We start from the raw sequence: 13301 nt of genomic DNA, 5'->3' as shown, positions 1-13301 counted from the left end.
GGACGGCAATCGATCAGCGTACCCAGCTTGTCAGGTGGGGGCAATTGCCGGATTTGCCAGGATCCGGGCGGGCGCGCGGCTGGCCGGTTCAGCCAATCGCGACGGCGCGCCGGGGCCGCAGCCGCGCCGGGCTGGGGACTTGACCCTAACCCGCTGAAGCCATTACAATTCCGCTCCTGTCTGCCCGAAGAGGCACGGCAGGGGCGACCACAATAACTACAGAGGAAGTCTGGTCATGTACGCAGTACTGGTAACCGGCGGTAAGCAATACCGCGTCGCGCAGGGCGAAACGCTCCGCGTGGAAAAGCTCGAAGTCGAAGCCGGCAACGAGATCAAGTTCGACAACATCCTGATGCTGGGCGACAGCGACGGCATCAAGCTCGGTGACGCGCTGAAGGGCGCCACCGTCACCGCGAAGGTCGTGGCCCATGGCCGCGCCGACAAGGTGCGCATCATCAAGTTCCGTCGCCGCAAGCACCACATGAAGCGTCAGGGACATCGTCAGCATTACACCGAAATCGAGATCACCGGCATTGCCGGTGGCGACAAGAAGTAAGGAGCAGCAGTCATGGCACACAAAAAAGGCGTAGGTTCCTCGCGCAACGGCCGCGACTCCAACCCGAAATACCTGGGCGTGAAGATGTTCGGCGGCCAGGCGATCGAGGCCGGCAACATCATCGTGCGTCAGCGCGGCACCCAGTTCCACCCGGGTTCGGGCGTCGGCCTGGGCCGCGACCACACCTTGTTCGCGCTGGTCGACGGCAAGGTCGAGTTCTCGGTGAAGGGCGCCAAGAAGCGTCGCACCGTGAGCGTGGTTGCCGAAGCGGCCGCCGTCGAGGCGTAAGCGTTTCGCCTCCAGGGCCTGCGCCGATGGCGCGGGCTTGCTGACGAGAGCCCCGCTTCGGCGGGGTTTTTCGTTGGAGGGCCGGGATGGCGGGATTGGGGATTGGGGATTCGCAACGGCGGATCGCTTCAAGTCCTTGCCGTCACCTCGGTCTATCGGGGCCGCTAAACTGCGGTGGCCGGTGTTTTTCCAATCCCGAATCCCGAATCGCGAATCTCAAATCATGAAGTTGGTAGACGAAGCAGAAATCCAGGTCGGTGCCGGCAATGGCGGCAACGGCTGCATCGGCTTCCGCCGCGAGAAGTTCATCCCGCTCGGTGGACCGGACGGCGGCGATGGCGGCAACGGCGGCAGCGTGTGGCTGGTCGCCGACGAGAACCTCAACACCCTGGTCGACTTCCGCCACCAGCGTTCGTTCCGCGCGCAGCGCGGCGAGAACGGCATGGGCCGGCAGATGTACGGCAAGGCCGGCGAAGACCTGGTCATCACCGTTCCGGTCGGCACCGTGGTCATCAACGTCGACACCGACGAGACCATCGGCGACCTGGTCGCGCATGGCGACAGGCTGCTGGTCGCGCAGGGCGGCAAGGGCGGCCTGGGCAACATGCATTTCAAGAGCTCGGTGACGCGCGCGCCGCGCAAGGCGACCCCGGGCGAAGAGGGCGAGGAGCGCACGCTGAAGCTGGAGCTGAAGCTGCTCGCCGACGTCGGCCTGCTGGGTTTCCCCAACGCCGGCAAGAGCACCTTCATCCGTGCGGTGTCCGCGGCCACGCCGAAGGTCGCCGACTATCCGTTCACCACGCTGTATCCGAACCTGGGCGTGGTCAGCGTCGAGGCCTACCGCAGCTTCGTGATCGCCGACATCCCGGGCCTGATCGAGGGCGCGGCCGACGGCGCCGGCCTGGGTGCGCAGTTCCTGCGCCACCTGCAGCGCACGCGTCTGCTGCTGCACCTGGTGGATCTGGCGCCGATGGAAGGCGGCGTGGACGGCGTGGCGCCGATCGAGCAGGTGCGCGCGATCGAGCGCGAGCTGGAGAAGCACGATCCCGAGCTGCTGGCCAAGCCGCGCTGGCTGGTGCTGAACAAGGCCGACCTGATGTTCGAGGACGAGGCGCGCACGCTGGCCGAGCAGGTCGTCGCCGAGCTGGGCTGGTCCCAGCCGTGGTACCTGGTGTCGGCGCTTGGCCGCGACGGCACCTGGCCGATCATGAAGGACGTGATGGCGTTCTTCGATCGCCAGCGCGAGGATGCGCTGGAAGCGGCCGCCAATGCGCCCGATGCCGATGCGCTCTGAGCGCAGCGGCCGGTCCGGCGCACAGCGGCCGGCGGCGGATCGCACGCACACGAAAAACCCGGCCGAGGCCGGGCTTTTTCGTAGCGCCGGAAGCGTTGGCGCCTCCGGCAACAACCGCAGCCGGTTAGGCGGCGGTCTTGATCGCCTTGATGCGGGCGGTCAGGCGGCTCTTGTGGCGCGCAGCCTTGTTCTTGTGGATCAGACCGCGCGAGCTGAAACGGTCGAGGATCGGCTGGGCAACGGCGAAAGCGGCTTCGGCGCCGGCGGCGTCGTTGGCGTCCAGGGCCTTGATGACCTTCTTGACGGCGGTGCGCAGCATCGAACGCTGAGCCGTGTTGCGCGCGTTGCGCACGACGGTCTGCTTGGCGCGCTTCTTGGCGGACTTGATATTGGCCACGGTGGTGGTTTCCTGGAAAGCTGTGTGGTGGATAAAAACAAGCGGGAGAGTATGAAGGTTCTAAACAACTGCGTCAAGCCAATTGTCAAGAGGGTCGCTGCATGAGCACGCCGCGCATGCTCCGCGGGCTACTCTCGTTCAGCAGCATGACCATGGTCTCGCGCGTGCTGGGGCTGGTACGCGATCAGGCTATCACCATTTCGTTCGGCGCCAACGCGACCACCGACGCTTTCTGGGTCGCGTTCCGCATTCCCAACTTCCTGCGCCGGCTGTTCGCCGAAGGCTCGTTCGCCACCGCGTTCGTGCCGGTGTTCACCGAGGTCAAGGAAACCCGGCCGCATGCCGACCTGCGCGCGTTGATGTCGCGGGTGTCCGGCACCCTGGGCGGAATCCTGCTGCTGGTCACCGCGCTGGGGCTGATCTTCACACCGCAGGTGGCGCTGCTGTTCAATCCCGGCGCCAGCGACGACCCGGCCAAGTTCGGGCTGATCGTGGATCTGCTGCGGCTGACCTTCCCGTTCCTGCTGTTCGTGTCGCTGACCGCGTTGGCCGGCGGTGCGCTGAACAGTTTCAACCGCTTCGGCCTGCCGGCGCTGACCCCGGTGATCCTCAACCTGTGCATGATCGCCGGCGCGCTGTGGCTGGCGCCGAAGCTGGAGGTGCCGATCCTGGCGATGGGCTGGGCGGTGCTGGTCGCCGGCCTGCTGCAGCTGCTGTTCCAGCTGCCGGCGCTGCGCGGCATCGACCTGCTGACCCTGCCGCGCTGGGGTTGGCGCCACCCGGACGTGCGCCGGGTGCTGACGCTGATGGTGCCGACCCTGTTCGGCTCCTCGATCGCGCAGATCAACCTGCTGCTGGACACGGTGATCGCCTCGTTCCTGTTCGCCGGCTCGCAAAGTTGGCTGTCGCAGGCCGATCGCTTCCTGGAGCTGCCGCTGGGCGTGTTCGGCGTGGCGCTGGGCACGGTGATCCTGCCGGCGCTGTCGCGGCACCACGTCAAGACCGACCATGCCGGATTCTCCAATGCGCTGGACTGGGGCCTGCGCACCACGCTGCTGATCGCGGTGCCGGCGATGCTGGGGCTGATGCTGCTGAGCCAGCCGCTGGTGGCCACGCTGTTCCAGTACGGCAAGTTCACCGCGTTCGACACGCGCATGGCGGCGATGTCGGTGTTCGGGCTGAGCTTCGGCCTGCCCGCGTTCGCGCTGCTGAAGGTGCTGTTGCCGGCGTTCTACTCGCGCCAGGACACGCGCACCCCGGTGCGTGCCGGCGTGGTCGCGCTGGTCGCCAACATGGTGCTGAACCTGCTGTTCCTGGCGATCCTGTACCAGCTGTGGGTGCCCGCCGAGCTGCGCGCGCAGGGCGTGCGCGCGGCATTGGAGGCGGTGCCGGGCTTGCACCTGGCGCTTGGTCTGGCCAGCGCGGTGGCCAGCTACATCAACCTGTCGCTGCTGTGGCGCTGGCTGCGCCGCGCCGAGGTGTACCGGCCGCGGCCGGGCTGGGCCGGCTACCTGCTGCGGCTGGGCCTGGCCTGCGCGGCGATGGCCGCGGTGCTGGCGCTGGGCCTGCACTGGCTGCCGGGCTTCACCACGATGGACAAGTGGCACCGCATCGGCAGCCTGCTGGCGCTGGTCGGCGGCGGCGGGGCGGTGTATCTGCTGGCGCTGCTGGCACTGGGGTTCCGGCCGCGGGATTTGAGGGAGCATTAGAGCCGGGACCGGGGACCGGGGACCGGGGACCCGGTGTGGTTCGCGCTGAAGTTGCGGGATCGTGGGCGCTGAGGGTGTATCCGGTTACTGGCCTGCTCGTAGTGTTGCAGCGATAGGCTTCTCCCGGTCCCCGGTCCCCGGTCCCGGCTATACTCACGAGTTACCCATCATCGGCCGGCGCACTCCAGCGCCGGCGCTTCGGACCGAGGAATGAGCAGGCTGTTTAGAGACGTCGAGGGCGGGACTTTGTTCCCGCAGGGAAGCGTGGTCTGCATCGGCGCCTTCGATGGCCTGCATCTGGGCCACCGTGCGCTGGTGCGCCATGCGCTGGCGCGTGCCCGCGCGCTGGGCGTGCCGGCGGTGGCGTTGAGCTTCGAGCCGCTGCCGCGCGAGTTCTTCGCGCCGGCCGCGCCGCCGCCGCGGCTGACCCTGGCGCGGGCCAAGATCGAAGGCCTGCACGCGCTCGGCGTGGACAGCGTGGGCCTGCTGCGTTTCGACCTGCGGCTGTCGTCGATGAGCGCGCAGGACTTCGTGCAGCGCACCCTGGTCGAGCGGCTGCAGGCGCGCGAGGTGTGGATCGGGCCGGCGTTCCGCTTCGGCCACAAGCGCGGCGGCGACATCGCGCTGCTGCGCGAGATGGGCGCGCAGCTCGGCTTCGCCGCCGGCGAGATCGAGCCGGTGCACCTGCGCGAAGAACGCATTTCCAGCACCCGTATCCGCGAACTGCTGGTGGCCGGCGAATTCGCCCACGCCGCCGAACTGCTCGGCCGTCCGTACGCGATCGACGGCCGCGTGGTGCGCGGCAAGCAGCTCGGGCGTACTCTCGGCTATCCCACCGCCAACCTGCGCTTCAACCGCACCCCGGCGCTGTCGGGCATCTATGCCACCTGGGTGCACGGCGTGACCGAGCAGCCGTGGCCGTCGGTGTCCAGCTTCGGCACGCGGCCGACGGTGCAGGGCGTGGAGCCGTTGCTGGAAGCGCACCTGTTCGATTTCCAGGGCGACCTGTACGGGCGCCACATCGCCGTGGAATTCGTCGCCAAGCTGCGCGACGAAGAAAAGTTTTCCGATCTGGCGGCGCTGACCGAACAGATGCACCGCGACGCCGCACTGGCCCGCCGCCTGCTCGCGTCCGCGCAGGACTCCGCACCGCCGCGCGCGGACGCCGATGGCGCCAGTCGCGCGCACCAGCCCGCGCCTTCCCGCGCGGACTCCCCCATGAAGACCACCGACCGGTAAATCCCCGTGACCCAGGACTACAAAGCCACCCTCCACCTGCCGGCGACGGACTTCCCGATGCGCGGCGATCTGCCCAAGCGCGAGCCGGACACGCTGGCCCGCTGGGAGAGCGAGGGGCTGTACGCGCAGCTGCGCGACAACGCCCAGGGCCGGCCGCTGTTCGTGCTGCACGACGGCCCGCCGTACGCCAACGGTGCGATCCACCTCGGCCATGCGGTCAACAAGATCCTCAAGGACATCATCGTCAAGTCCAAGTACCTGGCCGGCTTCGATGCGCCGTACATCCCGGGCTGGGACTGCCATGGCCTGCCGATCGAGATCGCGATCGAGAAGAAGTTCGGCAAGGTCGGGGTCAAGCTGGATGCGGCGCAGTTCCGGCAGAAGTGCCGCGAGTACGCCAACGAGCAGATCGACATCCAGCGCCGCGATTTCAAGCGCCTGGGCGTGATCGGCGACTGGGACAACCCGTATCGCACGCTCGACTTCCATTTCGAGGCCAACGAGATCCGCGCGCTGGCGCGGATCGTCGACAACGGCCACCTGACCCGCGGCGTGAAGCCGGTGCACTGGTGCTTCGATTGCGGCTCGGCGCTGGCCGAGGCGGAGATCGAGTACGCCGACAAGCAGTCGCCGACCGTGGACGTGGCCTACACCGCGCGCGACGGCGCGGCGCTGGCTGCCGCGTTCGGGGTGGAGCTGCCGGAGGATGTCGAGGTCGCGGTGCCGATCTGGACCACCACGCCGTGGACGCTGCCGGCGTCGCTGGCGGTGTCGCTGGGGCCGGACCTGAGCTACGCCCTGGTCGAAGGCCCGGCGCACGATGGCCGCCGACGCTGGCTGGTGCTGGCCGATGCGCTGGCCGAGCGCGCGCTGCAGCGCTACGGCGTGACCGAGGTGGTGGTGCACGGCCGCGTCGCCGGTGCGGCGCTGGAGAATCAGCTGCTGGCGCATCCGTTCTATGACGAGCGCGACATCCCGCTGATCCTGGGCAGCCACGTCTCCGACGAGGACGGCACCGGCGCGGTGCACACCGCGCCCGGGCACGGCCAGGAAGACTACGTGGCGGCCAAGCAGTACGGCCTGATCGATCGCTACACCGCCGCGCAGATCAACCCGATCGACGGCCGCGGCGTGTACCTGCCGTCGACCCCGCCGGCCGATGGCGTGGCGCTGGCCGGGCTGCACATCTGGAAGGCCAACGACACCATCGCCGAGGTGCTGGCCGCGCGCGGCGCGCTGCTGGCGCACGCGACGATGACCCACAGCTACCCGCACTGCTGGCGGCACAAGACCCCGATCGCGTTCCGCGCCACCCCGCAGTGGTTCATCTCGATGGAGCAGGCCAACCTGCGCGCCGACGCGCTGAAGGCGATCGAGGGCGTGCACTGGTATCCGTCCTGGGGCCAGGCGCGCATCGCCGGCATGGTCGCCGGGCGCCCGGACTGGACCATCTCCCGGCAGCGCACCTGGGGCGTGCCGATCGCGCTGTTCGTGCACCGCGAGACCGGCGAGCCGCATCCGCGCAGCACCGAGCTGATGCGCCAGGTCGCCGACCTGGTCGAGGAGGGCGGGGTGGACGTGTGGTACACGCTCGACGCCGCCGAACTGCTCGGCGAGGAGGCCGCCGACTACGACAAGATCACCGACATCCTCGACGTCTGGTTCGACTCGGGCATCACCCACGAGGCGGTGCTGGCCGAGCGCGGCATTCCCAAGCCGGCCGACCTGTACCTGGAAGGTTCGGACCAGCACCGCGGCTGGTTCCAGTCCTCGCTGCTGACCGGCGTGGCGCTGGACCACGCCGCGCCGTACCGGCAGTGCCTGACCCACGGCTTCACCGTGGACGAGCACGGCCGCAAGATGTCCAAGTCGCTGGGCAACGGCATCGAGCCGCAGGACATCATGAAGACGCTGGGCGCGGACATCCTGCGCCTGTGGATCGCCGCGGCCGACTACAGCAACGAGATGTCGCTGTCGCAGGAGATCCTCAAGCGCAACGCCGACGCCTACCGGCGCCTGCGCAACACCGCGCGCTTCCTGCTCGGCAACCTGCACGGCTTCGCGCCGGGCACGCACCTGCTGCCGCTGGCGGAGATGGTGGCGCTGGACCGCTGGATCGTGCATCGCGCCTACGAGCTGCAGGAGCAGATCAAGGCCGCCTACGAGCGCTACGACTTCGCCGCAATCGTGCAGGCGCTGCTGAACTTCTGCAGCGTGGACCTGGGCTCGCTGTACCTGGACGTGACCAAGGACCGGCTGTACACGATGGCCGAGGACTCGCGCGGCCGGCGTTCGGCGCAGAGCGCGATGTTCCATGTCGCCGAGGCGTTCGTGCGCTGGATCGCGCCGATCCTGAGCTTCACCGCCGACGAACTGTGGGGCTACCTGCCCGGCGCGCACGTCGGCAACGTGCTGTTCGCGACCTGGTACGAAGGCCTGGCGCCGCTGCCGGAGGACGCGGCGCTGAGCGCGGCCGATTTCGACCAGTTGCTGGCGCTGCGCGAGCAGGTGGCCAAGGTGCTGGAGCCGATGCGTGGCAACGGCGTGATCGGCGCCGCGCTGGAGGCGGAGATCACCGTCGCCGCCGATGCCGCGACCGCCGCCAGGCTGCAGCCGCTGCAGGAGGAACTGCGCTTCCTGTTCATCAGCGGCGACGTGGTGGTGCGCGAGGCCAGCACCGACGAGATCTTCGTCAGCGCGCAGGCCACCACCAAGCAGAAGTGCGTGCGCTGCTGGCACCACCGCGCCGACATCGGCGTGGACCCGGCACACCCGGAACTGTGCGGCCGCTGCGTCAGCAACATCGCCGGGCCGGGCGAGGAGCGCAGCTGGTTCTGATCCGCCCCTGCGCGGCGGCGCATCCGGCGTCGCCGTCGCGCCACGCACCCAGCTGTCCCGACAAACCCCTCTTCGCCCAAGGCGGACCCCACGCATGACCGTACGACCCAAACCCTCCGCCCTGATCTGGCTGCTGCTGTCCGCGCTGGTGATCGGCCTGGACCAGTGGAGCAAGGCCTGGGTGCTGTCCAGCCTGCCCGAGTTCACCGCGGTGCCGGTGATCCCCGGCTTCTGGAACTGGTACCGCACCTACAACACCGGCGCCGCGTTCAGTTTCCTGAGCCAGGCCGGCGGCTGGCAGCTGTGGTTCTTCACCGCGCTGGCGGTGGGCATCAGCGGCCTGCTGGCCTGGTGGCTGGCGCGCACCCCGCGCCGCGACTGGCGCAGCGCGATGCCGTACGCCCTGGTCATCGGCGGCGCGATCGGCAATGTGATCGACCGGCTGATGCACGGCCACGTGGTCGATTTCATCCAGTGGTACGTGGGCGAGCACTACTGGCCCTCGTTCAACATCGCCGACTCGGCGATTGTCGCCGGCGCCGTGGGCATCGCCCTGTTCGGCGTGTTCGACGGCAAGTCGAAGCGAAAAGCGGGATAATTGGAACCATGGACGTCCTGCTCGCCAATCCCCGTGGTTTCTGCGCCGGTGTCGACCGCGCGATCGAGATCGTCAAGCGCGCGATCGAGACCCTCGGCGCGCCGATCTACGTGCGCCACGAGGTGGTGCACAACCGCTTCGTGGTCGACGACCTGAAGCAGCGCGGCGCGATCTTCGTCGAGGAACTGGACGAGGTGCCCGACGGCAACACGGTCATCTTCAGCGCCCACGGCGTGTCGCAGGCGGTGCGGCAGGAGGCCGAGCGGCGCGGGCTGAAGGTGTTCGACGCGACCTGCCCGCTGGTCACCAAGGTCCATTTCGAAGTGGCCCGGCACTGCCGCGCCGGCCGCGACGTGGTGCTGATCGGCCACGCCGGCCACCCGGAAGTGGAGGGCACGATGGGCCAGTGGAACCGCGAGCGCGGCGTCGGGCGCATCTATCTGGTCGAGGACATCGAGCAGGTCGCCACCCTGGACATCCAGCAGCCGGAAAACCTGGCCTACACCACCCAGACCACGCTGTCGGTGGACGACACCCGCGGCATCATCGACGCGCTGCGCGCGCGCTACCCGGCGATGCAGGGGCCGAAGAACGACGACATCTGCTACGCCACCCAGAACCGCCAGGACGCGGTGCGCGACCTGGCCAGGCAGTGCGACCTGGTGCTGGTGGTCGGCTCGCCGAACAGCTCCAATTCCAACCGGCTCAGCGAGCTGGCGCGGCGCGACGGGGTGGAGTCCTACCTGATCGACGGCGCCGAGGAGATCGACCCGGCCTGGGTCATCGGCAAGCGCCGCATCGGCCTGACCGCCGGCGCCTCCGCCCCGCAGGTGCTGGTGGACGGCGTCATCGCGCGGCTGCGCGAACTGGGCGCCGACGGCGTCGGCGAACTGGCCGGCGAACCGGAGTCGATGGTGTTCGCCCTGCCCAAGGAACTGCGCCTGCGCCTGGTCAATTGACCGGACGCCCGCGGCCCCCTAGAATTTGCGGTTCAGCCGGAATAGCTCAGTTGGTAGAGCGGCGCATTCGTAATGCGTAGGTCGTAGGTTCGATTCCTATTTCCGGCACCAGATGCAGCAGCAAAAAGGCCGCCCCGAAAGGGCGGCCTTTTTTTGCTTATGCACTTGGCGTTCCCCGCAACTATCGCCGTAGCTACCAGGGTGCGTTAACTTGTGAGTCGATGTGGGTGCATCGGAGGATGCAGAATGATAGTTACCCATGTGCTCGGCAATTGTCCTGAGTGCGGATACGAACGCTTCGGGAACGTCATGGTCCTCCCGAACTTCATTCTTCGCGGATGTGGCCGGTGTGACTACTCAGTCCGCATTCCGCTCCCGCTGACGCGGAAGCGGGTCGTGTATCTGGACCAGCCCTTTTTCAGCGGAGCCTTTCGCGGCGGTGACCCGCGCTTTGTCGAGTTGGCCGCGAAGATCCAAAGGCTTTCCGCCTCCCAGATTCTTACTTCACCAAGATCGTTCGCGCACGAAGCCGAAGCTGTTCAGTGGGCGCGAGGTGCGGAGCTAGTCGCGTTCATAAAGCACACGAGTAGAGGCCACCAGTTCAAGCAGGGCTATGACGTCGAACAAACTCAAATAATGAGGGGTTTTAAGGCATGGCTTGCAGGGGCTAGGCCGGACTATGCTCCCGAACAAAAGGAGGCGTTGACCGCGGAAGTCCACAACTGGGATAACTATATGTTCGTGGACATTCGTCGTCCACTTGGTGATGGAAACGAACTCCGAGAGAGAAAGGAGCAGTCAACCCAAGCTTTAGTGGCCTGTTTTGACGACTGGCGCCAATCACGATCCACATATGAACAAGACGTAGAAGCAGAACTGGCGGCTGTGGCCAAAATTTACCGGGACTCCTATGCGGATTACCTGGTTAGAGTTGGTGGTGGCGATATCGAAGCGATGTTCACTGCCCCGATTTTCTCTATGATCATAGATCGAATGCGTCACTATCTTCCAACGGATATGGATGTTATAGAGCAGCTTAGGAGGTGTGCGGAGTTCTTCGCTGCGCCAAATTTTGCTTCGTTGCCGTATCAATACATTCATTCGCGCGCTTGTGCGCTTCTCAAGCACAAGGTCAGAAACGGTGCTTACGCAAACAGAGAACGGGCCATTGAGGCGGTTGGCGGATTCTTTTATGACCTAGATCATATAGCTCACTATGCGCCGTACTGCGACGCGATAGCGATGGATAGGCCGATGGCGGAAATGATGGGTGATCCGAGGATTGATTTAGAGGCGAGGTTCGGGGTCAAAGTCTTTAGCTTGTCGAATCTTGAAGAATTCCACACATGGCTAGATGACATTGAAGATCGAATGAGCGAAGAACATAGAGAAGCACTTTGCGCCGCTTATCCTTAGTGGGAAACGTTTGGTGCGGTAAAGCTATGAACGCTCTGCCTGTGCTTCCACTGCGATATCGCTATGTCTCCCCGCCCGGTTTGTAGGCGATGGTCAGCGGCTTGCCGTCCCTCACGATGCGCAGGAGGGCCCCGACGCTGCTTGCGCAGCCGGTTCGAGGCCGAGGCTAGAAAACCCGCAATCCGCGCTCGCGTGAAGTCAATTCCGCCTGCGCAGACGGCTACAACTGCGTCAGGCGCCTGGCCCGGGCGGAGCCAGTCGGTCATTGCGCGTGCGCGGTGGCGGGCAGCGAACAGGCCGTCTTCGCGCCCCCTTGCTTGCGCTTCCACTGCCACGTCGCCACGGTCTCGCCGCGCGGCTTGTACGAGACCGTCAGCGGCTTGCCGTCGCGCAGCAGCTGCAGCGTGAGCACGCCGTCCTGCTCTCCCTGCAGCTGATCCTGGCCGACCGGGCGGGTGATCTCGTCGCCGTTTTTCACGCCGGCCTTGGCGGCGACCGAGCCGGGGATCAGGTCGCGGACGATGCGTGGGGATTCGGTCAGCGCCGCGGGGGCGAAGCCGAGTTCGTAGCGGCGCATCGGTTGCGAGATGCGTTCGAAGCAGGGGCCGAAGGCGTCGCTGGCGGGGAGGGGCGTGGCGCCGTCGAGCATGGCGTGCAGTTGCTTGATCGCGTCTTCGCCGAGGGTGTCGCGCAGCACCGCTTCCCAGTCGGCGATGCCGAGTTGTTTGTTGCGTTGCTGGCGTTGCAGCATCGCCAGCATCAGGTCGTCCAGGGATTTGCGGCCGTGGCTGGCCTTGCGCACGGCGTCGTCGACGGTGACGAAGTACAGGAAGCCGCGGTCGTAGGGCAGGGTGCGGATGCGGGTGTCCTGCCAGAACTTCGCCGGCACGTCGCTGTTCGGGGCGTTGCCGAGGAGGTTGGTGTAGTAGCGGGCGGCGGTGTAGTTGAGGTCCTTCAGGAACGCGTCGGCATCGATCATGCCGTAGCGGAACGGCAGGCGCGCCTGGTAGAACACGGCCATGCCTTCGTTGAACCAGGCGTCGGCCAGCGTTTCGCCGTCGTACTGCGCGCTCATGCGCGGCTGGAAGGTGTGGAACATCTCGTGGGCGAGGGTGAGCTCCAACTGTTCCGGGTCGTTGCCGCGGTCGTCGTCGTAGGTGACGACGAAGGAGTTGTACATGCCCATGCCGCCGCCGGGGTTGACCCGGTTGCGGCGCAGGAACACGCCGTAGGGCGTGGCCGGCACGGCGAAGAAGGCCTGGTAGTGCTGGCGCAGTCGCCGGGTCCAGGCCAGCAGTTTTTCCGCGTCGAACGGGGTACGGCCCTGCCAGGCGGAGAAGAAGCCGGTGGCGTCGGGCGCGGGCGGGTACAGGCCGATCTTGCCGGCCATGAAGTAGCTGCTGTCCAGCGCTTCCATGTCCACGTCATGGGCGTTGCGGTCCTGCAGGCTGCTCACGGCATGCGCGCTTGCGCCCAGTGCGGACAGGTCCCATCGCAGGGCGATGTCGTGGCGGCCGCTGGGCGGATGCAGCAGGAAGGTGGCGCCGGCGCCGGAGAAGGCGCCTTCCTCGCTGCGCAGTTCGATCGGCGGCGCGGCGCCGCGCGCGGCCAGCGCTTCGGTCATCGTCGCGCGATAGGAGAAACGCAGGGTGCCGGCGACGGCGCGGTCGGCATACCACTCGCGCTGCCGGGCCGGGCCTTCGCCCTGGTCGCGATAGCGCAGCTGCACGGCGCCGCGGTCGTCGCGCGCGGCCAGTTCGCCGACGCTGGCGGCGATGGTGGGCACGTTGCTGGTCACGTGCGGCATCGCCAGCAGGACGCTGCCGGCCGGCGTGGGCTGCAGCGGGATCGCTTCGTCCACCAGCAGCGCTTCGATCCGGCTATCGGCAGCGTTCGCCTGCGCGTGGATGGTGATCGCGTACGGCGCGTCGGTCGCGGCCAGGGCCGGAGAAGAGGCCGCGGCGAGGGCCAGGAACAGTGGGAGGTGGCGTGGCATCTTCATCGGCA

The 13301-nt window shown here is 67.1% G+C and carries 11 protein-coding genes and 1 tRNA gene; 10 read left to right on the top strand and 2 right to left on the bottom strand.

The window, feature by feature from the left end:
* Positions 1–235 precede the first annotated feature (235 nt).
* The 3 genes from rplU (at position 236) to cgtA (ending at position 2138) form a co-directional block, all read left to right on the top strand.
* The gene (rplU, locus tag VDQ83_RS15600) at positions 236–556 is read left to right on the top strand and encodes a 50S ribosomal protein L21 (RefSeq protein WP_145701260.1); all 321 of its coding nucleotides are present in this window, start codon (positions 236–238) and stop codon (positions 554–556) included.
* Between the two features lie 12 nt (positions 557–568).
* Positions 569–844, top strand: coding sequence for a 50S ribosomal protein L27 (rpmA, locus tag VDQ83_RS15595; protein WP_263397630.1), 276 nt, complete (start codon positions 569–571; stop codon positions 842–844).
* 223 nt (positions 845–1067) lie between these two features.
* The gene (cgtA, locus tag VDQ83_RS15590) at positions 1068–2138 is read left to right on the top strand and encodes an Obg family GTPase CgtA (RefSeq protein WP_455435635.1); all 1071 of its coding nucleotides are present in this window, start codon (positions 1068–1070) and stop codon (positions 2136–2138) included.
* A 124-nt stretch (positions 2139–2262) separates the two neighbouring features.
* On the opposite strand, the gene rpsT is transcribed toward cgtA, so the two are convergent.
* On the bottom strand, positions 2263–2535 hold the full coding sequence (gene rpsT / locus VDQ83_RS15585) for a 30S ribosomal protein S20 (RefSeq protein WP_003469619.1): 273 nt from the start codon (positions 2533–2535) through the stop codon (positions 2263–2265).
* A 116-nt stretch (positions 2536–2651) separates the two neighbouring features.
* Here rpsT and murJ point away from each other — a divergent pair, with 116 nt between their 5' ends.
* From murJ to VDQ83_RS15550, 7 genes are all read left to right on the top strand, one after another.
* Positions 2652–4244, top strand: coding sequence for a murein biosynthesis integral membrane protein MurJ (murJ, locus tag VDQ83_RS15580; protein ID WP_309913228.1), 1593 nt, complete (start codon positions 2652–2654; stop codon positions 4242–4244).
* A 210-nt stretch (positions 4245–4454) separates the two neighbouring features.
* Complete coding sequence (locus VDQ83_RS15575) at positions 4455–5483, top strand: bifunctional riboflavin kinase/FAD synthetase (RefSeq protein ID WP_455435634.1); 1029 nt, start codon at positions 4455–4457, stop codon at positions 5481–5483.
* 6 nt (positions 5484–5489) lie between these two features.
* Positions 5490–8321, top strand: a complete 2832-nt coding sequence (gene ileS, locus VDQ83_RS15570) for an isoleucine--tRNA ligase (RefSeq protein WP_263397633.1) — start codon at positions 5490–5492, stop codon at positions 8319–8321.
* Positions 8322–8415: 94 nt separating this feature from the next.
* Positions 8416–8919, top strand: coding sequence for a signal peptidase II (lspA, locus tag VDQ83_RS15565; RefSeq protein ID WP_263397634.1), 504 nt, complete (start codon positions 8416–8418; stop codon positions 8917–8919).
* A gap of 8 nt (positions 8920–8927) precedes the next feature.
* Positions 8928–9878, top strand: a complete 951-nt coding sequence (gene ispH / locus VDQ83_RS15560) for a 4-hydroxy-3-methylbut-2-enyl diphosphate reductase (protein ID WP_455435633.1) — start codon at positions 8928–8930, stop codon at positions 9876–9878.
* A 35-nt stretch (positions 9879–9913) separates the two neighbouring features.
* A tRNA-Thr gene (locus VDQ83_RS15555) sits at positions 9914–9989 on the top strand.
* Between the two features lie 135 nt (positions 9990–10124).
* The gene (locus VDQ83_RS15550; RefSeq protein ID WP_455435632.1) at positions 10125–11294 is read left to right on the top strand and encodes a hypothetical protein; all 1170 of its coding nucleotides are present in this window, start codon (positions 10125–10127) and stop codon (positions 11292–11294) included.
* A 262-nt stretch (positions 11295–11556) separates the two neighbouring features.
* Here the strand turns inward: VDQ83_RS15550 and VDQ83_RS15545 are convergent, their stop codons facing one another.
* Positions 11557–13296, bottom strand: a complete 1740-nt coding sequence (locus tag VDQ83_RS15545; RefSeq protein ID WP_455435631.1) for a M61 family metallopeptidase — start codon at positions 13294–13296, stop codon at positions 11557–11559.
* Between the last annotated feature and the right edge of the window lie 5 nt (positions 13297–13301).

The sequence above is a fragment of the Xanthomonas sp. WHRI 7945 genome (assembly GCF_035026585.1).
Note: the sequence above shows the minus strand (reverse complement) of the source record. Positions and strands in the feature narration are given on the sequence as shown.

Bases quoted from the DNA above. Each gene is read 5' to 3' on its own strand.
- rplU (WP_145701260.1), top strand. From the start codon at position 236: ATGTACGCAGTACTGGTAACCGGCGGTAAGCAATACCGCGTCGCGCAG.
- rpmA (WP_263397630.1), top strand. From the start codon at position 569: ATGGCACACAAAAAAGGCGTAGGTTCCTCGCGCAACGGCCGCGACTCC.
- cgtA (WP_455435635.1), top strand. From the start codon at position 1,068: ATGAAGTTGGTAGACGAAGCAGAAATCCAGGTCGGTGCCGGCAATGGC.
- murJ (WP_309913228.1), top strand. From the start codon at position 2,652: ATGCTCCGCGGGCTACTCTCGTTCAGCAGCATGACCATGGTCTCGCGC.
- VDQ83_RS15575 (WP_455435634.1), top strand. From the start codon at position 4,455: ATGAGCAGGCTGTTTAGAGACGTCGAGGGCGGGACTTTGTTCCCGCAG.
- lspA (WP_263397634.1), top strand. From the start codon at position 8,416: ATGACCGTACGACCCAAACCCTCCGCCCTGATCTGGCTGCTGCTGTCC.
- ispH (WP_455435633.1), top strand. From the start codon at position 8,928: ATGGACGTCCTGCTCGCCAATCCCCGTGGTTTCTGCGCCGGTGTCGAC.
- VDQ83_RS15550 (WP_455435632.1), top strand. From the start codon at position 10,125: ATGATAGTTACCCATGTGCTCGGCAATTGTCCTGAGTGCGGATACGAA.
- VDQ83_RS15545 (WP_455435631.1), bottom strand. From the start codon at position 13,296: ATGAAGATGCCACGCCACCTCCCACTGTTCCTGGCCCTCGCCGCGGCC.